At 72.5% G+C, this 19,244-nt stretch carries 20 protein-coding genes; 12 read left to right on the top strand and 8 right to left on the bottom strand.

The features are described 5' to 3' along the window. Nucleotides 1–473 precede the first annotated feature (473 nt). From AB0K15_RS29710 to AB0K15_RS29690, 5 genes are all read left to right on the top strand, one after another. Entirely contained in the window at nt 474–2,648 is a 2,175-nt protein-coding gene (locus tag AB0K15_RS29710; RefSeq protein WP_364057525.1) for a bifunctional SulP family inorganic anion transporter/carbonic anhydrase, read from the top strand. A gap of 57 nt (nt 2,649–2,705) precedes the next feature. Next, on the top strand, nt 2,706–3,425 hold the full coding sequence (bioD, locus tag AB0K15_RS29705; RefSeq protein WP_364057646.1) for a dethiobiotin synthase: 720 nt from the start codon (nt 2,706–2,708) through the stop codon (nt 3,423–3,425). Nucleotides 3,426–3,510: 85 nt separating this feature from the next. Next, nucleotides 3,511–4,542 (top strand): biotin synthase BioB, encoded by a 1,032-nt coding sequence (gene bioB, locus AB0K15_RS29700; RefSeq protein ID WP_364057522.1) that lies wholly within the window; start codon nt 3,511–3,513, stop codon nt 4,540–4,542. Continuing rightward, nucleotides 4,529–4,735: a hypothetical protein gene (locus AB0K15_RS29695; protein ID WP_364057519.1), complete on the top strand. Its 207-nt coding sequence runs from the start codon at nt 4,529–4,531 to the stop codon at nt 4,733–4,735. Before bioB ends, AB0K15_RS29695 begins: the two co-directional genes overlap by 14 nt. Before the next feature lie 56 nt (nt 4,736–4,791). Continuing rightward, complete coding sequence (locus AB0K15_RS29690; RefSeq protein WP_364057516.1) at nt 4,792–5,397, top strand: DUF2567 domain-containing protein; 606 nt, start codon at nt 4,792–4,794, stop codon at nt 5,395–5,397. Between the two features lie 4 nt (nt 5,398–5,401). Here AB0K15_RS29690 and AB0K15_RS29685 read toward each other — a convergent pair whose 3' ends face one another. Both AB0K15_RS29685 and AB0K15_RS29680 read right to left on the bottom strand, forming a co-directional pair. Beyond that, entirely contained in the window at nt 5,402–6,124 is a 723-nt protein-coding gene (locus AB0K15_RS29685) for an LON peptidase substrate-binding domain-containing protein (RefSeq protein ID WP_364057513.1), read from the bottom strand. Between the two features lie 39 nt (nt 6,125–6,163). Beyond that, a complete protein-coding gene (locus AB0K15_RS29680; protein ID WP_360606895.1) occupies nt 6,164–6,799 on the bottom strand; it encodes an NUDIX domain-containing protein in 636 nt (211 codons plus the stop codon). A gap of 113 nt (nt 6,800–6,912) precedes the next feature. Between AB0K15_RS29680 and nadA the strand changes: the two genes are divergently transcribed. From nadA to AB0K15_RS29655, 5 genes are all read left to right on the top strand, one after another. Further along, entirely contained in the window at nt 6,913–7,926 is a 1,014-nt protein-coding gene (gene nadA, locus AB0K15_RS29675) for a quinolinate synthase NadA (RefSeq protein ID WP_364057510.1), read from the top strand. Continuing rightward, on the top strand, nt 7,923–9,563 hold the full coding sequence (locus tag AB0K15_RS29670; RefSeq protein WP_364057507.1) for an L-aspartate oxidase: 1,641 nt from the start codon (nt 7,923–7,925) through the stop codon (nt 9,561–9,563). The genes nadA and AB0K15_RS29670 overlap by 4 nt, the downstream gene beginning before the upstream one ends. After that, nucleotides 9,560–10,459, top strand: a complete 900-nt coding sequence (nadC, locus tag AB0K15_RS29665; protein ID WP_364057504.1) for a carboxylating nicotinate-nucleotide diphosphorylase — start codon at nt 9,560–9,562, stop codon at nt 10,457–10,459. The genes AB0K15_RS29670 and nadC overlap by 4 nt, the downstream gene beginning before the upstream one ends. A 72-nt stretch (nt 10,460–10,531) precedes the next feature. Further along, a complete protein-coding gene (locus AB0K15_RS29660) occupies nt 10,532–11,704 on the top strand; it encodes a S8 family serine peptidase (protein WP_364057501.1) in 1,173 nt (390 codons plus the stop codon). Continuing rightward, the gene (locus AB0K15_RS29655; protein WP_364057498.1) at nt 11,701–12,063 is read left to right on the top strand and encodes a hypothetical protein; all 363 of its coding nucleotides are present in this window, start codon (nt 11,701–11,703) and stop codon (nt 12,061–12,063) included. Before AB0K15_RS29660 ends, AB0K15_RS29655 begins: the two co-directional genes overlap by 4 nt. Nucleotides 12,064–12,376: 313 nt before the next feature. Here the strand turns inward: AB0K15_RS29655 and AB0K15_RS29650 are convergent, their stop codons facing one another. From AB0K15_RS29650 to AB0K15_RS29625, 6 genes are all read right to left on the bottom strand, one after another. Further along, nucleotides 12,377–12,739 (bottom strand): hypothetical protein, encoded by a 363-nt coding sequence (locus AB0K15_RS29650; protein WP_364057495.1) that lies wholly within the window; start codon nt 12,737–12,739, stop codon nt 12,377–12,379. Beyond that, complete coding sequence (locus AB0K15_RS29645; protein WP_364057492.1) at nt 12,736–14,037, bottom strand: alpha/beta hydrolase; 1,302 nt, start codon at nt 14,035–14,037, stop codon at nt 12,736–12,738. The genes AB0K15_RS29650 and AB0K15_RS29645 overlap by 4 nt, the downstream gene beginning before the upstream one ends. A gap of 16 nt (nt 14,038–14,053) precedes the next feature. After that, complete coding sequence (locus AB0K15_RS29640; protein WP_364057489.1) at nt 14,054–15,355, bottom strand: WXG100 family type VII secretion target; 1,302 nt, start codon at nt 15,353–15,355, stop codon at nt 14,054–14,056. Beyond that, a complete protein-coding gene (locus AB0K15_RS29635; protein WP_364057486.1) occupies nt 15,352–15,750 on the bottom strand; it encodes a hypothetical protein in 399 nt (132 codons plus the stop codon). Before AB0K15_RS29635 ends, AB0K15_RS29640 begins: the two co-directional genes overlap by 4 nt. Before the next feature lie 97 nt (nt 15,751–15,847). Next, nucleotides 15,848–16,147 carry a hypothetical protein gene (locus AB0K15_RS29630; protein WP_285969303.1) on the bottom strand — a complete coding sequence of 100 codons (300 nt, stop codon included), beginning with the start codon at nt 16,145–16,147 and terminating at the stop codon, nt 15,848–15,850. Nucleotides 16,148–16,168: 21 nt separating this feature from the next. After that, nucleotides 16,169–16,513 carry a WXG100 family type VII secretion target gene (locus tag AB0K15_RS29625; RefSeq protein ID WP_364057483.1) on the bottom strand — a complete coding sequence of 115 codons (345 nt, stop codon included), beginning with the start codon at nt 16,511–16,513 and terminating at the stop codon, nt 16,169–16,171. 225 nt (nt 16,514–16,738) lie between these two features. Here AB0K15_RS29625 and AB0K15_RS29620 point away from each other — a divergent pair, with 225 nt between their 5' ends. Beyond that, a complete protein-coding gene (locus tag AB0K15_RS29620) occupies nt 16,739–17,698 on the top strand; it encodes a hypothetical protein (protein ID WP_364057480.1) in 960 nt (319 codons plus the stop codon). A 55-nt stretch (nt 17,699–17,753) separates the two neighbouring features. Beyond that, on the top strand, nt 17,754–19,220 hold the full coding sequence (locus AB0K15_RS29615; RefSeq protein ID WP_364057478.1) for a long-chain fatty acid--CoA ligase: 1,467 nt from the start codon (nt 17,754–17,756) through the stop codon (nt 19,218–19,220). The last annotated feature ends 24 nt before the right edge of the window (nt 19,221–19,244 follow it).

The raw sequence follows: 19,244 nt of genomic DNA, 5'->3' as shown, positions 1-19,244 counted from the left end.
GGTCGGCTGGAGCGTGACTGGGGCCGGTCAGTCTGGCCGGGCGCCGCGTAGCTCGGTCGTGCCCGGCTGGGCGCTGGTCGCGTCCGGCGTCGGTGGGCTGGGGTGCCTGGCTGCTGACTCGTCACCGGCCGGCTGGAGCATCACTGGGCCGGGCAGTCTGGCGGGCCCAGCCACTGAGCGGCTCGGTCCTGCTCGGTCGGGCGCCAATCAACCCAGTGCCGGAGCCTGCCCGGCCGATCCGACCCAGCGGGTATCGACTCGGCGCCGGCCGGGGGTGCAGCTCGGCCGAGCGCCCGGCGAGTCCGGGCATCCGGCCGGCTCGACCGTGCCCTGATCTGCTGGGCCGGTGCGCACCCGCACCGGCCCAGCAGTCGGGCTCCCGCGCAACCCGAAAGTGGGGTGTCCAATAAAAATTCATGCCATCAGGTGGGACATAGCGGACATTTCACCCACATTCGGGTTACCTGGTGATCATGAGTCGACTTGCCGTGCTTCGCCACGACGTGCCCGCCTCGCTCGTGGTCTTCCTCGTCGCCGTGCCGCTGTCGCTGGGCATCGCGCTCGCGTCCGGGGCGCCGATCGTCGCCGGGCTGATCGCCGCTGTGGTCGGGGGTGTGGTCGCCGGGGCGCTGGGCGGCTCGCCGCTGCAGGTCAGCGGGCCCGCGGCCGGACTGACGGTGATCATGGCCGAGACGATCGCCACCTTCGGGTGGGCCGTCACGTGCCTGATCACCGTGCTTGCCGGTGGGCTGCAGGTGCTGCTGGGGCTGAGCCGCATCGCGCGGGCGGCGCTGGCGATCTCCCCGGCCATCGTGCACGGGATGCTCGCCGGCATCGGCGTGACGATCGTGCTGGGCCAGCTCCACGTCGTGCTCGGCGGGAAGGCGCAGAGCTCCGCCCTGGAGAACATCGCCGAGCTGCCCGCGCAGGTCGTGGCCCACCACGACGCGGCGGCCGTGATCGGGCTGCTCACCATCGTGATCCTCGTGGTCTGGCCGCGCCTGCCCGCCGCCGTGCGCAAGGTGCCGGGGCCGCTCGCGGCGATCGCCGTCGCCACGGTGATCTCGCTCGTCGCGGGCATGACGTTGCCGCGGGTGGAGCTGCCCGGCGACCTGCTGCAGATCCGCTTCGCGCCGCAGCTGCCCGGCGACGGCTGGACCGACGTCGTGCTCGCCGCGGTGACCATCGCGCTGATCGCGAGCGTCGAGAGCCTGCTCTCGGCCGTCGCCGTGGACAAGCTGCACACCGGCCCGCGCGCCAACCTCGACCGCGAGCTCGTGGGCCAGGGCGCGGCCAACCTGGTGTCCGGCGCGCTCGGCGGACTGCCCGTGACGGGCGTGATCGTGCGCAGCTCCACCAACGTCGCCGCGGGCGCCAAGTCGCGCGCGTCCGCCGTCCTGCACGGCGTGTGGGTGCTGGTCTTCGTGGTCGCGCTCGCCGGGCTGATCGAGAACATCCCGCTGGCTGCGCTCGCCGGCCTGCTCGTGCACGTCGGCGTGAAGCTCGTGAACCCCGGCCACCTCAGGCAAGTCCTGCGCCACGGTGATCTCGCGCTCTACCTCGTGACTCTCGCCGGTGTGGTGGTGTTCGACCTGCTCACGGGCGTGCTCGCCGGGATCGTGCTGGCGGTGGCCCTCATGCTGCGCCGCACGGTGTGGTCCGGCGTCCACGCCGAGCGCGACGGCGACGAATCGCGCGTGGTCGTGGAGGGTGTGCTCACGTTCCTGTCCGTGCCGCGCCTGTCGAAGGTGCTCGGCGCTGTCCCGCCCGGCACGGTCGTGACGCTCGAGCTCGTGGCCGACTACCTCGACCACGCCGCCTTCGAAAGCCTGTCGAGCTGGCAGCAGGCCCACGAACGGGCCGGCGGCACCGTCGTCGTCGACGAGGTCGGCCACCCCTGGTTCGGCAAGGGCAAGGAGGGTACGCCGACGCTGCGGCGCACGGCGGCCGCGCGCGCCGTGCCGCGCTGGCTCGCGCCGTGGTCGGACTGGCAGGCCGCCGACGTCCGCCTGCCCGGCCAGCGGACCCACCGCGGGGCCACGGAGTTCCAGCGCCGGGCCGCGCCGCTGCTGAAGGAGACGCTCTCGGGCCTCGCCGACGGCCAGCGCCCGCACACGCTGTTCATCACCTGCGGCGATTCGCGCATCGTGCCCAACCTGATCACCACGTCGGGGCCGGGCGACCTGTTCACGGTCCGCAACATCGGCAACCTCGTGCCGCCCGCGCAGGCCGACCCGTCGATGAACGCCGCGGTCGAATACGCGGTGGGGGTGCTGCACGTGCGCGAGATCGTGGTCTGCGGGCACTCGTCATGCGGCGCGATGGGCGCGCTCGCCGACGGGCCGCCGGCCGGCACGGCGCTGGAGGGCTGGCTGCGCCACGCCGAGTCCAGCCTGCGCCGCCGCGGTCCGGTCACGCTCGGCGGCGACCTTCCCGCCCGCGAACCCGACCGGCTGGCCCTGCACAACGTGCTGCAGCAGCTCGACCACCTGCGCGCGTACTCGCTGGTCGCCGAGGCCGAAGCCCGCGGCGAGCTGCTGCTCACCGGCCTGTACTTCGACGTCGGCGCGGCCCAGGTCTACCTGTCCGATCCGGTGGCGGGCGCGTTCGTGGCGGCTGGGACGCCCGTCACCCCACATCGTGGGTGATCCCACCCGGACGTGGTGCGCACCCGGTGCGGGTGACTAAGTTGATGGCCCGTGACCATGCTGGTGATGACGGGGACCGGGACCGAGGTCGGCAAGACGATCACCACGGCGGCGATCGCGGCGCTGGCGCTCGGGCAAGGGCAGCGCGTGGCGGTGCTCAAACCGGCCCAGACCGGGGTCGCGCCGGGCGAGGCGGGCGACCTCGACGAGGTCGTGCGCCTGGCAGGCAAGGGCGTGACCACGAGTGAGCTGCGGCGGTACCCCGATCCGCTCTCCCCGGAGGCGGCAGCGCGTCGCAGCGGCCTGCCGACGCTGGGCCCGGGCGAAATCGCGGCCGCCGCCTCCGCTCTCGATGCCGAACACGACCTCACACTCGTGGAGGGTGCCGGTGGCCTGCTGGTGCGCTTCGACGCCGACGGCAGCGGGCTGGCCGACGTCGCGTGGGCGCTGGGCGCGCCGATCGTGATCGTCGCCCAGCCGGGCCTCGGCACGCTCAACGCGACGGCGCTGACCGCGGAGGTCGCCACGCGGCGCGGCCTCAACGTCGCGGGTGTGGTGGTCGGCGCGTGGCCGGCCGAGCCCGACCTCGCGTCCGTGGAGAACCTCCGCGATCTGCCCAACGCGGCCGGGGCACCCCTGCTCGGGGTGCTGCCCGGGGGGCTGGCGGCGACGGATCACGATACGTTCGTGGAACGGGCGCGCGCCGGGCTCTCGCCGTGGTTCGGCGGGGAGTTCGATCCCGAGGCCTTCACGCGGGCCGCTTCCGTGAACAAGTGACGGGCGTCGCAGCCCGTGCGGCGGGCTCTCGGGCACCATGACTCCAGAGCGCGCCCGTGCAGAAGTTCGACAGACAGGAGACGTCGTGACCGCAGTGGCGGGAAAGCCGGCCCAGGACATTTCGGACGTGCTGGCCGTGGCGCGTGAGCAGGTGCTCGAGCGCGGCGTCGGATTGTCCGAGGAACAGGTGCTGGCCGTGCTCCGGCTGCCCGACGAGCGGCTCGGCGAGGCGCTGCAGCTCGCGCACGAGGCGCGCATGCGCTGGTGCGGCCCGGAGGTCGAGGTCGAGGGCATCGTGAGCCTCAAGACCGGCGGCTGCCCCGAGGACTGCCACTTCTGCTCGCAGTCGGGCCGCTTCCCGTCGCCGGTGCGTTCGGCGTGGCTCGACATCCCCGGCCTGGTCAAGGCCGCGCGCCAGACCGCCGAGACGGGCGCGACCGAGTTCTGCATCGTCGCGGCCGTGCGCGGTCCGGACAAGCGCCTGCTCTCGCAGGTCCGCGAGGGTGTGCAGGCGATCCGCGCCGACGGCAACGACATCCAGATCGCGTGCTCGCTCGGCATGCTCACGCAGGAGCAGGTCGACGAGCTCGTCGAGATGGGCGTGCACCGCTACAACCACAACCTCGAGACGGCGCGCTCGCACTTCCCCGATGTCGTGACCACGCACTCGTGGGAAGAGCGCTGGGACACCCTGCGGATGGTCGCCGAGGCCGGCATGGAGGTCTGCTGCGGCGGGATCATCGGCATGGGGGAGACCATCGAGCAGCGCGCGGAGTTCGCCGTGCAGCTCGCCGAGCTGAGCCCGCACGAGGTGCCGATGAACTTCCTCATCCCGCAGCCGGGCACGCCGTACGAGAACTTCGAGATCGTCGAGGGCAAGGACGCGCTGCGCACGGTCGCGGCGTTCCGCCTCGCCATGCCGCGCACGATGCTGCGTTTCGCCGGCGGCCGTGAGCTGACCCTGGGCGACCTGGGCGCGGAGCAGGGCATGCTGGGCGGGATCAACGCGATCATCGTCGGCAACTACCTGACGAACCTCGGCCGGCCCGCGAGCGCGGACCTGAAGATGCTCGACGAGCTGAAGATGCCGGTCAAGGCCCTCAGTGACAGCCTCTGACGCACCCGCCTTCTGCGTCCACTGTGGACAGGCGTCGCCCGGCGGCGCCGATCACGACGCCTGCCACAACCCGCGCACGGCGCTCGAACCGCCGCGGTTCTGCGTGTTCTGCGCCCGCCGGATGGTGGTGCAGGTGACGCCCGTCGGCTGGACGGCGCGGTGCAGCAGGCACGGCGAGACCGCCAGTGGTTGACCGCGGGTGCTGACCGGTTACGCTCGGTCCGCACAAACGCAGGGAGGGAGTCCGGGGTGGTCGATTCCGCGGGCAAGGCAGCACACCGGTCGTCCGCCGTGGGCGACGCCTGGTCGGTGCCGAATCTCTTCCCCCCGCACCGGGCGCGGCCCAAGGTCGTGGTGAAGGCCGACCTGCTGCCGGCCGTGAGCGTGCTGTCGACGGCGGGCCTGCTCGGCATCCCGCTCGGCTGGCTGTGGTCGCTGATGGCGCCGCCGCAGCGCGAGCGCGTGGTCACCGCCGACGGCCAGCGCGTGCCGCTGGAGCTGGAGAGCTGGCACCGCTTCGACGACCTCGCCATCTACGGCTTCCTGGCACTGGCCACGGGGCTGCTGATCGGCGTGATCGTCTGGCTGATGCGCGAACGCCGTGGCCCGGTGGTCTTCGTGGCCGCCGCCGGGGGCGCCGCACTGGCCGGCTGGCTCGGCACGCAGATCGGCGTGGCGTTCGTGAACTCGAAATACGCCATCGACACGGCCCCCGCGCTGGGTGCGGTGATCTCGGAGGCGCCGCAGCTGGAGTCCGGGTGGATCTGGCTGGCGGCCCCGTTGGTGACCTCGCTCGTCTACGCGCTGCTCGCGGCGTGGAACGGCCGCGAGGACCTGGGCCGTCGCCTCGGCTGAGGCGCTAGTTGAGGTTCGCCGGCTTGGAGAAGTCGGCGAACTCGGTCGGCGGCAGCGGCACGGCGCTGAGCGTGTCCAGGAACCACGACTCGCGCGTGAGCAGCCGGCAGACGATGCGCAGGCGCCGCAACGGGTGCGTCTCCTCCAGCAGCAGCTGACGGTCCTCCAGCGGCAGCAGGCAGTCGGCGGCGAGCTGGTAGGCGAGCTCGTTGACGTCGGCGTCGTCGTCCGGGGTGCTCCAGTCGTCGTCGTGCCAGGCGGCCTCGCAGTAGCGACGGTGGGCGGCGCGCGCGACCTCGCCGAGGCGCTGCGCGGGTTCGGCCGCGCTGGCGGGCACGGCGTCGTCGGGCAGCCAGTCGACCACGCCCATCAGGTAGGGCGCCGACGTGCAGTCGAGCTCGCGCAGGCGGAAGCGGCGGGCGGCCTTGGTGACCACGTCGTAGCGCCCGTCCGGCAGCCGCTTCGCTTCGCGCAGCACGGTGCTGCAGCCGACGTCGTACACGTGGTCCAGACCACGTACCTCACGTACGAGCGGGGCACGCAGCGCGACCACGCCGAACTCGCGCCCCGGCACCGTGCCGCCCACGAGGTCCGCGGTCAGCTGCCGGTATCGCGGTTCGAAGATGTGCAGCGGCAGGTGCGTCCCGGGCAGCAGCACGGTCTGCAGCGGGAACAACGGCAGGGTCGCCGTCCCGCTGGGGTTCTGCTCCTGCTCCGGCTCGGTCACGCGTCCACCGTACGGGTACCGGGGCACGCTCGCAGTCCGTCACCTTTTCGGCGGCGGCTTGAGGACTGCGAACGGGTCCGTGATCTGCATCCCTTTGCCCGCGAAGGAGAACAGCGCCGCCGGGCGCCCGCCGGCCCGCCCGGGTGACGCGGTGTCCCCGGTGGGCACGAGGAGTCCCCGGCGTGAGAGCACGCGCTGCAGGTTCGTCGCCGAGACGCGGTAGCCCAAGGCGGCGGAATAGAGCCCGCGCAGGGCGGAGATCGTGAACTGCTCGGGCGCCAGCGCGAAGCCGAGGTTGGTGTAGCTGAGCTTCGAGCGCAGCCGGTCGCGGGCGCGCAGCACGATCGCCTCGTGGTCGAACGCGGTGCGCGGCAGCGCGGTCACGTCGTGCCACTGCGTGTCCTCGGGCACCTCCGGGTCGACGTCCGACGGCACGAGGCCCAGGAACGCCGTGGCCACCACTCGCGGCCCGGGCACACGGTCGGGCGCGCTGAAGACCGAGAGCTGCTCCACGTGCTTGAGCTGGCGCACGTCCACCTTCTCCGCGAGCTGCCGGCGGATGGAGGTTTCGACGTCCTCGTCGGGGCGCAGCCGCCCGCCCGGGAGCGACCACCGGCCCAGGTGCGGGTCGAGCGCACGCCGCCACAGGAGCACGCGCAGTGTGTCCGAGCGCACTTGCAGGACGGCGCACAGAACCTCGTGGGCCAGGGGGGTCTGGGTGTTAAGATGACTCCGCACGGTTTTCGATTATAAGGCGAAAACCCGTCGACGGTCCAGGAGGGCCACACATGACCACCACGGTTGACGAGCAGGACCTGACCCCGTACGGCGGGGTGGAGCCGAACGCGGACTGGGCGGACGAGGTGCGCGAGCTCGCCCGCAAGCGCGACGCGGTGCTGCTGGCGCACAACTACCAGGTCCCCGAGATCCAGGACATCGCCGACTTCACCGGCGACTCGCTGGCGCTCAGCCGCATCGCGGCGAGCAGTGACGCGTCCACGATCGTCTTCTGCGGCGTGCACTTCATGGCCGAGACCGCGAAGATCCTGGCGCCCCAGAAGACGGTGCTCATCCCCGACGCGCGGGCCGGCTGTTCGCTCGCCGACTCCATCTCCGGCGCCGAGCTGCGGGCCTGGAAGGCCGAGCACCCGGGTGCGGTCGTGGTGTCGTACGTGAACACCACCGCCGAGGTGAAGGCGGAGACCGACATCTGCTGCACGTCGTCGAACGCGGTCGACGTGGTGGCTTCGATCCCCGCTGACCAGGAAGTTCTCTTCCTGCCCGACCAGTTCCTCGGTGCGCACGTGAAGCGCGTGACGGGCCGGCAGAACATGCACATCTGGGCGGGCGAGTGCCACGTGCACGCCGGGATCAACGGGGCCGAGCTGGCCGCGCGGGCCGAGGAGAATCCCGACGCCGACCTGTTCATCCACCCCGAGTGCGGCTGCGCGACGTCGGCGCTCTACCTCGCGGGCGAGGGCGCGGTGGCACCGGAGCGCGTGAAGATCCTGTCCACTGGCGACATGGTGCACGCGGCCCGGGACACCAAGGCGCGCTCGGTGCTGGTGGCGACCGAGATCGGCATGATCCACCAGCTGCGCAAGGCCGCGCCCGAGATCGACTTCCGCGCGGTGAACGACCGGGCGTCGTGCCGGTACATGAAGATGATCACCCCCGCCGCGCTGCTGCGGAGCCTGCGCGAAGGCGCGGACGAGGTCCACGTGGACCTCGACACCGCCACCCGGGCGCGTGCGTCGGTGCAGCGGATGATCGAAATCGGGCAGCCCGGCGGCGGAGAATGACCACCCCGGTTAACGCTTCACAGGCGAAAACCCCGGTGTGGGAAGCCCGTGCGGACCTCGTCGTCGTGGGCAGCGGGGTGGCGGGGCTGACGGCCGCGCTGCGGGCGCAGGAGCTCGGGCTGCACGTGCTCGTGGTGACCAAGGCGGCGGTGTCCGACGGCAACACGCGCTGGGCTCAGGGCGGCGTCGCGGTGGTGCTGGAAGGCGAGCACGACCGCGACGACTCGGTCGCGAAGCACGCCGAAGACACCTTCACCGCGGGTGCCGGCCTGTGTGACGAGGACGCGGCCCGATCGATCCTCGACGGCGGCCCGGGGGCCGTGGCGTGGTTGCGGGCCAGCGGCGCTCAGTTCGACGCCGGCGCCGAAGGCTTGGCGCGCGCTCGCGAGGGCGGCCACAGCGCGTTCCGCGTGATCCACGCGGGCGGCGACGCCACGGGCGCCGAGGTGGAGCGCACGCTGGTGGCGCAGGCGGGCGACCGGCGCGTGCCGGTGCTGCAGCACCACATCGCGGTCGACGCGTTGCTCACGCCCGTGGGTGAGGTGGCGGGCGTGACCGTGCTCGACCGCGACGGCGTGCCCGGCGTGGTGCGGGCCTCGGCCGTGCTGCTGGCGAGCGGCGGGTTCGGTCAGCTCTACCAGGCGACGTCCAACCCGGAGATCGCGACCGGCGACGGTCTCGCCCTCGCGTTGCGAGCGGGCGCGACCGTGGCCGACGTCGAGTTCGTGCAGTTCCACCCCACCGTGCTCTACACGCCGGGGGCGCGCGGCCGGTGCCCGCTCGTCACCGAGGCCGTGCGCGGTGAGGGGGCCACGCTCGTCGACGGCGCCGGCCGATCGGTGATGGCCGGCGTGCACCCGCTGGGCGACCTGGCCCCGCGCGACGTCGTGTCGGCCGCGATCACGCGGCGGATGGGGCTGGCGCCGGGCGGCGTCGACGACCACGTTTTCCTCGACGCCACCGGCATTTCCGGCTTCGCGAAGCGGTTCCCGACCGTGCACGCGGCGTGTGCGGTGCTGGGGCTCGACCCGGCCGTGGACGCGATCCCGGTGACACCCGCGGCGCACTTCGCGTGCGGTGGTGTGGTGACCACTGTGGACGGACGGTCGAGTGTTACCGGGCTGTACGCCGCGGGTGAGGTGGCCCGCACCGGGCTGCACGGGGCCAACCGCCTGGCGTCCAACAGCCTGCTGGAGGGCCTCGTGGTGGGGCACCGCGTGGCGCAGGCCGTGGCCGCCGACCTCGCGGCCGGGCTGCTGCCGGACCCGGCGCGTGGGCGGTTGCCCTCGCGGACGTCGGCGCCCGCGGCCGAGCGGGATGCCCTGCAGCGCGTGATGAGCCGCTACGCCGCGATCGGCCGCGACGCCGACGGCCTGGCGGCGGCGGGTTCCGTACTTGACCTGTCCACGCAGGACAGTCCGTTGTGGACGCACGCGGCCGTGGAGGACGCCGCGCTCACCGTGGTGGCGCAGGCGCTGCTCGCGGCGGCGGCGCGGCGAACCGAATCGCGCGGCTGCCACGTGCGGTCCGATTTTCCCGAGCGGGCCGAGGGCTGGCGGCGCAACCAGCTGATCCGGCTCAGCCCCTCCGGTCAGCCCGTGCTGGCCGACCCGATCGCCCTGGAAGGTGCGGCATGACCGAGTTGTTCCCGTTTTCCGGCACCGTCTCGCGCGCCCTCGTGGACGCGGGCCTCGAGGTGGCGGACGTCCGTCGCGTCGTGACCACCGCGCTCGAAGAAGACCTGCGTTACGGGCCGGACGCCACCACGGCGTCGACCGTTCCGGCCGACGCGCGCGCGGTCGCGGAGCTGACGCCGCGTTCGCCGGGTGTCGTGGCGGGGCTGCCCGTGGTGCTGGCGGTGTTCGACACGGTGCTGGGTGCGGACTACGAAGTGGTGTCCAGTCGGCCCGACGGGTCGAGGGTGGCAGCGGGTGAGCCCGCCCTCGCGGTGCGGGGCACCGTACGCGGCCTCCTGACTGCCGAGCGGACGGCGCTGAACCTCGTCTGCCGCCTCTCGGGCATCGCCACGGCGACGGCCCGGTGGGTGTCCGAAGTGGAGGGTTCGGGCACCGCGATCCGCGACACCCGCAAGACGACGCCGGGCCTGCGGCTGCTGGAGAAGTACGCCGTGCGTTGCGGTGGCGGCGTGAACCACCGCATGGGCCTGGGTGACGCGGTGCTGATCAAGGACAACCACGTCGTCGCCGCGGGTTCGGTCACGGCCGCGCTGGCGGCGGCGCGCGAGCACGCGCCGGAGCTGGCGTGCGAGGTGGAGGTCGACAACCTGGCTCAGCTGGAGGAGGCGCTCGCCGCGGGCGCCGACGAGGTGCTGCTGGACAACTTCACGCCGCAGGACTGCGCGAAGGCCGTCGAGCGGCGCAACGCGATTTCGCCGAAAACGCGGCTGGAATCCTCTGGTGGCCTGACCCTCGACCGTGCTAAGGCCTACGCCGAGTCCGGTGTGGACTACTTCGCGGTGGGGGCGCTCACGCACTCCTCGCCCGCGCTGGACCTCGGGATGGACCTGCGCTGAACCTGTTGCCGCGGCGCCCGCTCGACTAGAATCCCGTTGTCGGACAGCGAGATTCTCCGGGAGGGTGCCGCGGTGAGGTGGCCAGCCGTCTTCGCCGTGGCCGGTCTCGTGGCGGTGTCTTCCCTGTCGTCCGTCGGTGCCGCCGGGTCCGCGAGCGCGGTGGGGGCGTGCGCGAACCCGTCCGGCACCTACACCGGCGCGGTGTCGTGGGGCCAGCGGCTCGTCGACCCGCAGCGCCTGTGGCCGCTCACCCGCGGCGACGGCCAGGTCGTGGCCGTGATCGGCACCGGCGTCGACGCGCAGAACGGGCAGTTCGCGCCGGGCCAGGTCCTCGCCGGCCCCGGCACGGCCCCGTCCGACTGCGACGGCCGCGGCACCATCGCCGCGGGGATCGTCGCCGCGCAGCCTTCGGGGGAAACGACTTTCGTCGGCGTCGCACCGGGCGCGAAGCTCCTGCCGCTGCAGTACGTCGACGCTTCGTCCCATGACGGCGGCGATCCGGGCGCTCTGGCGGGCGCCATCGACACAGCACTCGACCGGGGTGCCGGCGTGCTGCTCATCGCGGTGCCGGCGGCGTTCGACAGCCCGGCCCTCGACGCGGCGGTTGCCCGCGCACATTCCCGCGGCGCCGTCGTCGTCTCCGCCGCGGCTGCCACCCAGCAGGGCGCGCACACCTATCCCACCGCTTCGCCGGGCGTGCTGGCCGTCGGCTCCACGAACCAGGCGGGCGCCCCGGTCCAGACCGAAGCCGGCGACTACCTCGGCGTCGCCGCCCCGGGCGCCGACCTGGTCAGCACCTCGGCCGGCGCGGGCGGCGCCGTCGCGCACCGCTGGCCGGTGACGGACCCGGGTCTCGCCGCCGCCTACGTCGCCGGCGTGGCCGCTCTGGTGCGCGCCGCCCACCCGGACTTCACGGGCGACCAGGTCGTGACCCGCCTGACCCTCACCGCCTCGCGCCCCCCGTCGGGCGGCCACGACCCCCGCCGGGGCTGGGGCGTGGTGGACGCCTATGCCGCCGTTTCCTCGGCGCTGCCCGCTTCCGTCGCGGGCCCGGGCGCCTCGGTCGCACCGGTTGCCTTGCCGGCCGTCGCCCCTGCGCCTGCCCCTCGTGCGTCCGCCGTGGACGTTCCCGCCGCCGCCATCGCCCTCGGCGGGGTCGTCCTGGCCGCCGCCGCGGGCATCGCCGTCGCCACGATCCGCCGCGGCCGCCGCCGCTCGTGGCGCGCCTCCCGGTTCGCGTCGTGACCGCCGTGCGCCGCGTCCTGGTGATCGGCCTGGACCCCACCCGCCTCGACGGCTGGGACCCCGCCCCGGTCCAAGCCGCCATCGCGCGCGGCCAAGCCACCTTCACCACCCACGGCCTCGAGGCCGACCTCTGCCTAGTCGCCCCGGACGACAACCCGCTGGCCACCATCGAATCCGCCCTGACTCAGGCCGACTACGGCTGCATCATCATCGGCGGCGGCATCCGCGGCTACGAGCCCTTGCTGGAGCTCTTCGAACAGGTCGTCAACCTCGTCCACCGCCTCGCGCCCACCGCGGCCATCGCCTTCAACCGCACGCCGGAGGACACCGCCGAGGCTGCCCTGCGCTGGCTGCGTTAGCCGACTCGGCACTCATCACACGCCATGCGCGCGGGTCGCGCCGGCGAGAACTGGACAGCGCAGGGGACGCCGCGAAGGCTTGCGCGAAACTGGCGTGGGGTGATCGGTGTCCGCGACGGGTATTCGGCGTTGTATCAACGGTTTCGCCTGACACGGTACCGTCGAGACCTGCGCACTGAGGCGGTTGCGGCGGCGAGCCAGGCTCGGGCGGCGTGCGGGATCGGCCCAATTCGGTGAGTGCGGCGGCGCGTTTTCGCTGTTGCGCTGTCGGTTCGTCCGGTGTTCTGCGATCGGTAGCCCGCACGCCGGCGGGTCAGGCCGGCACCACACACCGCGTCGAGCCGATGATCGCGACGCCGCCGCCGGAGCGGGCGACGTGGACGGTGAAGTCGGCGCCGTCGCGGTTGAAGCGGGCGATGAGTTCGCGCGGGGTGCTGCGGTCGTGCGCCGACCAGCCCGCGGCTTCGAGTGAGGGCAGCACCGACTCGGCCAGCTGGTGTTCCGCGTCGCCGCGGTGGTCGAGGCGGACGCCGTACTGCCAGCACACCAGGGTGCCCGGGCGGGCCGGGTCGCAGTCGAGCTCGCCGTCGACCGTGGGGACCGCGCCGGGGCCGAAGGTGGCGGCGACGCCGTCGATGACGGCCGTGAGCTCGTGGGCCAGCAATGGGAGGGTCATCGCTGCACCCCCGGCACGGTCGTGAGAGCGCCATCCGTGAGGACGCCGTAGATGTTGGTCCACGAGTCGGAGCCGGGCTTGAGCACGTCGTTGTGGGAGGACAGGCCCCAGAGCTCGTTGCCGGCCGCGTCGTGGCCGGTCGCGAGGTCGGTGACGCCCGGGAAGGTGTCCGGGTCGGCGCCGTGGCCGATGCCGGTCCACTCGGCGCCCCAGGCGTTGCCCTGGGCGAGCACGATCGGGTCGAGCGGCGCGGTCATCGAGAAGCGCTGCACGCCCGCCTGGCTCGCGGGCAGGTCAGCCGGGCTCCACACGCCGTGGCCCATGCCCGCCGACTCGACGTGCAGCACGCGGTCGACGGCGAGGCCTTGGGAATCGGCCAATCCGACGGTCGCGCCGCCGTAGCTGTGGCCGATGGCGGTGATGGTCGCGGCGCCGCCGGTCTGGGTGTCGACCTGGCCGCGCAGCTCGTCGCCGAAGGTCTTGAGGTCCGGGGCCATCGCCTGCGCATAGCTGGCATCCGGGCCCTCGACCAGGGGGTTCTGCGGGAAATCGCCGTCGGCCCACACGACCATCGCCGTGCGGCCCGTCGGGTCGGCGGCCACGAGGCTGCGGCCGAGGTCGGCGTAACCCTGGAAGTTGTCCAGCCGCGTGTTCACGCCCGGCACGAACAGCCCGACGTTGCGCGTCCCCGGCTGGATCGAGCCCACGAGCTCGGCGATCCGCCCGTCGGCCGCGGGGTCGAACCGCAGGATCTGCCGGTTGTTCGCCAGAATATCCTGGTACAGCGCGATCCTCCGCTGCGCACGCGCGAGGTCGTCGGCGCTGCCACCCGACGACTGGAGCTGCGCGAGATGCGTCTGCTCCGAAGTCAATGCATCCGAAACCTTGGTGCGGTTCGCGGCGATGTCCTGAGCCCACGTCCCGCTCGCCGCCGCTCCGACGGGACCGCTCACCGCCGGCAGCGGATCCTCCGGCAGCAACGACCGGTACGAAGCCGCCACCTGCTCGTCGGCGCGCCGGTAACCCGCGGCCGACGCGGTGAGCCCGTTCTGCAGCACCTTCGCGCGCTGCACCTGCCCGTCGATCTTCTCGCCGAGCTCGGACAACGTCTTCTTCAACGTCGCGGCGCAGTCCGCCGAAGCGGACACCTGGCCGAACGCCGTGGCGGGCACGGAAATCCCCGCCACGGCTTTCTGCGCCGTCTCGAGCGCGCCTGCGCGCCCGCCCAGGTCCGCCGCGGCCGCGTCGAGCTTGGCGGGAGCGACCCGGTAACCCCCGGAGTCCACTGCAGCCGTCACCGAGCCGTCCTCCCGATCAGTAGGTTTCCGGCTCTTCGCCGATCACCGACGGAGCCACCGGCGCCTGCTGGCCCCACACGTTCTCCGTCTCCACGAGCCACGCCGGGATCCGCCGTCCGGAACCCAGGTCACTGCCGGCCCCCATGCCCATCGGCATCATGGGCATCATCGGCATCGCGCTCTTGGCCGCCGTGCCCGCCGCACCGGCCGCGCCGCCCGCGAGTCCACTGAGGACGTTCGACGCGCCGCCGTCGCCCGCGAGGCCGGAGTGGGCCGCCGGAGCGTCGCTGCCGCCGGAAAGCCCGCCGCCGCCAGGGATTCCACCGCCGTCGAGAGAAGGCGCGTCACCGCCGCCGATCGGGATGCCGCCGCCGGCACCGCCTTCGGTGCCCGCCCCGCCACCCAGCTTCGTGCCGGCCGGCTCGTCCTTCTTGTCGTCGGAATCCTTTCCGGACGCCCAGGCGGGCACCTTCGGCATGATCGAGCCGAACCGCCCGAACGCCGCCGCCGACGCCGCCGCGAGACCCGCGGTGAACATGTCGCCGAACAACGGGCTGCCCGAAGTGGCCGGGTCCGAGCCCGGAACCCCCGGCGTTCCCGCCACGGAGCCGTCAACCGGCAGCGGGTGGGAGTCGTCCGGGGTGCCGACGACGACACCCGGGTCGGCCAGGCCGTTGCCGGTCGCACCGCCACCGGACGCGCCGCCGCCGGCCGGGGGAGCGGCCGGTGCGTCGACCGCGTTGGGCGAGACGGGGATCGAGTCCTCGGCGGTGGTGTAGTTCGTGGCCAGGTTGGTCATGACCACGATCGCCTTGGCGTGCGCGGAACCCGCGGCGTTCGCGGCCTGCTGCTGCGCCTCGACGTTCGCGATCGCCTGCTGCCGCTGCTGGGCCGCGGCGGCGACGGTGGCCGGCGACGAGTCGGGCGGCAGCAACGGCGGGTTCACGGCCAGCGCGATCTCGCCGGGCGAGACGTCGGGCACCGAGACCGGCGGTGGCATCTCGGCCTTGGCCTTGACGAGCGCGTCGGCCGCGTCTTCGAGCATGTGCTGCATGCCCTGCGCGGTCTGCGCGACCTTGCGGATGCCGCCGACGAGGTCGGTGATCATGTGCGAGTACTGGTCCGCCGCGCCGCCGGTCCACTCGCCGGAGAAGTCCGACAGCTCTTTCGACAGGTTCTCGGCCTGCTCGTGCAGCCCGATCGCGGTGGAGTTCCACTGGTCGGCCGCGGCCTGGGCGCTGCTGGGGTCGCCGGCCTGCAGCATCGCGTACAGCTGTTGGTGCGTGTACGCGGCGAAGTTGGTGTGCGCCCCGCTCATGCGTCCGTCCCCCCGGAGTGGTGCGAGCCACCGGACCCGAGGCCCAGCAGTGAAAGCAGCGGATCGAGCAACCCGGTCTCGCTGCCCGACTGGTGCAGGTCGCCGGCCACCGACTGGTCGGCCTGCTCGTAACCGTCGGCGACGGTGGTGGTCACGTCCTGCGCGAACGTGATCGCGCCGCGGACCTGTTCGAGCAGCCCCCGCATCTCCGCGACGGCGGCGCGGTGGGCGTCGACGAGCGAGCCGGCTTCACCGAACTCCCCGAACAGCAGCGGGTGGTCGCCGAGCGTGCTGAGGAAATCGTCGGGCTTGGACATCGCGTGGATCTGGGTTTCCAGCTCCCGCACGAAGTCCTTCAGCGATTCGAGGTGAACGTAGTACGACTGGTCGTGCATCGGTCCCGACCCTCTCGTGCAGAACGGACGCTGGAAAGCCGGCCGGCCGGTGCGAGCGGGGGGTTTCCCGCACCGGCCGACCGACGTCGGGAGCGGATCAGGCGAACAGACCCTGGTTGCGGTTCTCCAGCTGCGACTGCAGGTCGTGGGCGTCGCCCACCTTGCCGCCGAACTGCGCGATGATCGCGACGATGTCGGCGGTGGCCTGCCGCAGCCGCGTCTCGGCCTGGCGGGCGGCCTCACCGGCGGAGCTGCCGGAGGCGTACCACGTCGCCGTGATCGGCTGGAGGTTCTGGTGCAGCTGTTCCAGCTGCGAGGTCAGTGCCTTGGCCTTGGCGGCCAGCGACGCCGAGCTGTACTGCAGCGCGGCGAAGTTGATTTCGACGACGTCAGCCATCTTGCCGGTCCTCTCCGTGACTCAAAGGTTGAGGCGAGGGATCACCGAAGCGCCCTCGAGGTTGTGGCCGACGCTCTGGAAGCTCTGGTGCACGTCCGAGTCGCCGGTGTTGTAGTTCGTGTGGCTCGTGTGCACGAGCTGCGACATGGTGTCGAGCTCCTTCACCGCGGCCTGCATCTTCTCCTGGAGCCGCCGCTGCAGGTCCCAGAACGCCACGGCCTGGTCGCCCTTGTAGTTGCGCAGAGTCTCGGTGAGCTCCGACTCCAAGCTGGCCATGGTCGTCTTCGCGTTCGACGCGGTTTCCTCGAAGCCCTGGACGGCGCGCTTCATCGCAGCGGAATCTGCCTGGAATCCCGGACTGGACATGACGGGCCACCTCCTTCCCTCTCGCGGAAGATCCCGGTGCGCGAGAGGCTTGCCCCTGCCCGCGCGTTGTGAATGTCACGCTAGAAAACCCGGAGGTGTGGTCAAACGGCACAACTGCCGGTCGCTTTGACGGCACTATTACCTACACGGGGTGGGGCGCTCCCCACCTCGGGGACGGGGGCGTTCTCCAGTGCCCTTTCCCGCCGGTCTCGCGACCCTGAAGGCATGACGACTGGGGGAATTTCACTCGCTCGGCTGCACCGGCCGCTCGTGGTGCTCGCGGGGGCGATGGCGCTGCTGCTCGTGGTGTCGGCACTGGGGCTGGTGTTCGATGATCGCACGCTCGTCAACGCGCCGTTGTGGGCGAAACCGTTCAAGTTCTCGGTGTCGGTGGGGATGTACGCGCTGACGCTCGCGTGGCTGCTCACGCTGCTGCGGCGCGGCCGGCGGGCCGGGTGGTGGATCGGCACGGTGTTCGCCGTCGGCATCGGGATGGACATGACGCTGCTGGTGTGGCAGGTCGTGTTCCGCGACCGGGCGCTGCACTTCAACCACGCGACGCCGGCCGACGTGACGATCAACAACGTCGTCGCCACCGGCGCTTTCACGGCGTGGGGCGCGACGGCCGCCGTGGTCGTGCTGCTGCTGTTCCAGAAGCTGCCGGACCGCGCTCTCGCGTCGGCGCTGCGGTGGGGGACCGCGCTCGCGGCCGTGGGGATGGGCTTGGCGTTGCTGATGTTCTCGCCGACCCCGGCGCAGCAGGCGATGAAGGCGGCGGGGGAGCGGCCACCGATGATCGGCGGGCACACGGTCGGCCTGGCCGACGGCGGGCCGGGGCTGCCCGTGCTCGGCTGGAGCACCGTCGGCGGGGACCTGCGGATCCCGCACTTCGTGGGCATCCACGCGATCCAGGCGCTGCCGCTGATCGCGCTGGGCCTGGCGGCGCTCGCACGGCGGTATCCGGTGCTGTCGTCGGACCTCGTGCGCCGGCGGCTGATGTGGACCGCGACCGTCGGCTACGCGGGCGTGCTCGCTTTGGTGACGTGGCAGGCGTTGCGCGGCCAGTCGATCGTCCGCCCGGACTTCTGGACGCTGTCCGCGGCGGCGGCGCTGATCGCGGTGGTGGCGGCGGGAGCGGCGCTGTCGCTGCGCTCACCGAGAGTGCACGCTCTGACGGAATTCTGAGATCTTTCGGGTAGGGATGGTCCTGCGTTTTCCGGGTCGGACAAAGGACGGTGCGATGGTCTTTCCGCAGGCGGTGCTCGACGCGCTCAGTTCGGATCCGGACGCGGTGGCGTTCGAGCACGGCCCGCGGAAGGTGACGCGCGGTGAGGCGCGCGACCTGATCGGCCGCTTCGTCGCCGCCCTGCGGGGCGCGGGCGTCTCGCGCGGTGACGGCGTCGGGGTCGCCACCGCCGTGACCCCCGAGGGGTGGGCCGCGCAGATTGCCGCGCAGACGCTGGGGTGCCGCACCGTCGGCATCCGGGCGGGCCTGCCGGTCACGCACCTGCGGACGGTGGTGGGCGACCTGGCGGCGGTCGTCGTCGACGAGGCGTCGGAGACGCCGGAACTTCGCGCGACGGCGGCGGGGGCGAAGATCCTGCGGGTCGGGCCGGAGTTGTTGTCGGTGTTCGAGGAACCCGTGCCGGCTGGGCGGCCTTCGGACATCGGCTGGGTGGTGTTCACCAGCGGCAGCACGGGGTTGCCGAAGGGCGTGGCGTACAGCTTCGAAGCGTTGACGGCGCAGGGGATCGAGCAACGCCCGGGGGAGAGCGCCGCGGATCTGGCCGAGCGGTACCGGCGTTTCCTGCTGTTCGGCACCTTGACGAGCGCGGTGATGATCACGCACCTGCGCTCCTGCCTGCTGGCGGGCGGCACGGTCGTGATTCCTTCGCAGCTCCCGGATTTCCCGTGGATCCTGGCGCGGCTCGACATCACGGCGGCTCTGACGACGGTGCCGCGGCTGTACAAGATCCTCGACGTGCTGCGGACTACCCCGGTGGACCTCAGTTCCGTGCGGATGCTGGTGGTCGCCGGCTCGCCCGTCGCACCGGGGTTGATGGCCGAAGCGTTTTCCGGTGTGGGGCCGGGGATGCAGCAGGCTTACGGCCAGACCGAGGTGGGCAAGCTGACCGTGCTGACCCCCGCGGACGTCGCCGCGTTCCCGGACGCGCTGGGCTCCGCCGGCCGTCCTTGTGCGGGCGTCGAGATCTCCGTCCGCGACTCTTCGGGGGCCGCGGTCGCGGCCGGCGCTTCGGGCGAGATCTACGTGCGTTCGGCCGGCCAGTTCTCCGGGTATTGGGGCAATCCATCGCAGACGGCCTCGGTGTTGCAGGACGGCTGGGTCCGCACCCAGGACATCGGCCACGTCGACGCTTCCGGCTTCCTCCACCTGACCGGCCGCACCCGGGACGTGGTGATCGTCAACGCGGTCATCCACTACACGGGCCCGATCGAACGCGCTCTCGCCTCGCACCCCGACGTGGACCAGGCCTACGTCGTCGCGGCCCCCAACCCTGCCACCGGCGAAGCGGCGCACGCTTTTGTCGTCCCGGCTCCGGGGCGGGTTCCGGATGTGGCTGAGTTGCGCGGCGTGCTGGCAGGTTTCGTCGGCGAGGCGGCGGCGTCGGTGAAGGTGATCGACGAGGTGCCGGTGGCCGCGTCGGGGAAGCCGGACAAGGCGGCGTTGCTGGGGCTGCTGGGTTGACGGCTGCCATCGTGTGCTTGAGCG

Source organism: Amycolatopsis sp. NPDC049253, assembly GCF_040678995.1.
Lineage (GTDB): Bacteria > Actinomycetota > Actinomycetes > Mycobacteriales > Pseudonocardiaceae > Amycolatopsis.
This window is presented reverse-complemented; position numbering and strand designations above follow the sequence as displayed.

Coding starts and splice junctions, on each gene's coding strand:
- AB0K15_RS29635 (WP_364057486.1), bottom strand. CDS start 15,750: ATGCACGACCAGTCGTACTACGTTCACCTCGAATCGCTGAAGGACTTC.
- AB0K15_RS29625 (WP_364057483.1), bottom strand. CDS start 16,513: ATGTCCAGTCCGGGATTCCAGGCAGATTCCGCTGCGATGAAGCGCGCC.
- bioD (WP_364057646.1), top strand. CDS start 2,706: ATGCTGGTGATGACGGGGACCGGGACCGAGGTCGGCAAGACGATCACC.
- AB0K15_RS29710 (WP_364057525.1), top strand. CDS start 474: ATGAGTCGACTTGCCGTGCTTCGCCACGACGTGCCCGCCTCGCTCGTG.
- AB0K15_RS29650 (WP_364057495.1), bottom strand. CDS start 12,739: ATGACCCTCCCATTGCTGGCCCACGAGCTCACGGCCGTCATCGACGGC.
- AB0K15_RS29615 (WP_364057478.1), top strand. CDS start 17,754: ATGGTCTTTCCGCAGGCGGTGCTCGACGCGCTCAGTTCGGATCCGGAC.
- nadC (WP_364057504.1), top strand. CDS start 9,560: ATGACCGAGTTGTTCCCGTTTTCCGGCACCGTCTCGCGCGCCCTCGTG.
- AB0K15_RS29670 (WP_364057507.1), top strand. CDS start 7,923: ATGACCACCCCGGTTAACGCTTCACAGGCGAAAACCCCGGTGTGGGAA.
- AB0K15_RS29620 (WP_364057480.1), top strand. CDS start 16,739: ATGACGACTGGGGGAATTTCACTCGCTCGGCTGCACCGGCCGCTCGTG.
- AB0K15_RS29640 (WP_364057489.1), bottom strand. CDS start 15,355: ATGAGCGGGGCGCACACCAACTTCGCCGCGTACACGCACCAACAGCTG.
- nadA (WP_364057510.1), top strand. CDS start 6,913: ATGACCACCACGGTTGACGAGCAGGACCTGACCCCGTACGGCGGGGTG.
- AB0K15_RS29630 (WP_285969303.1), bottom strand. CDS start 16,147: ATGGCTGACGTCGTCGAAATCAACTTCGCCGCGCTGCAGTACAGCTCG.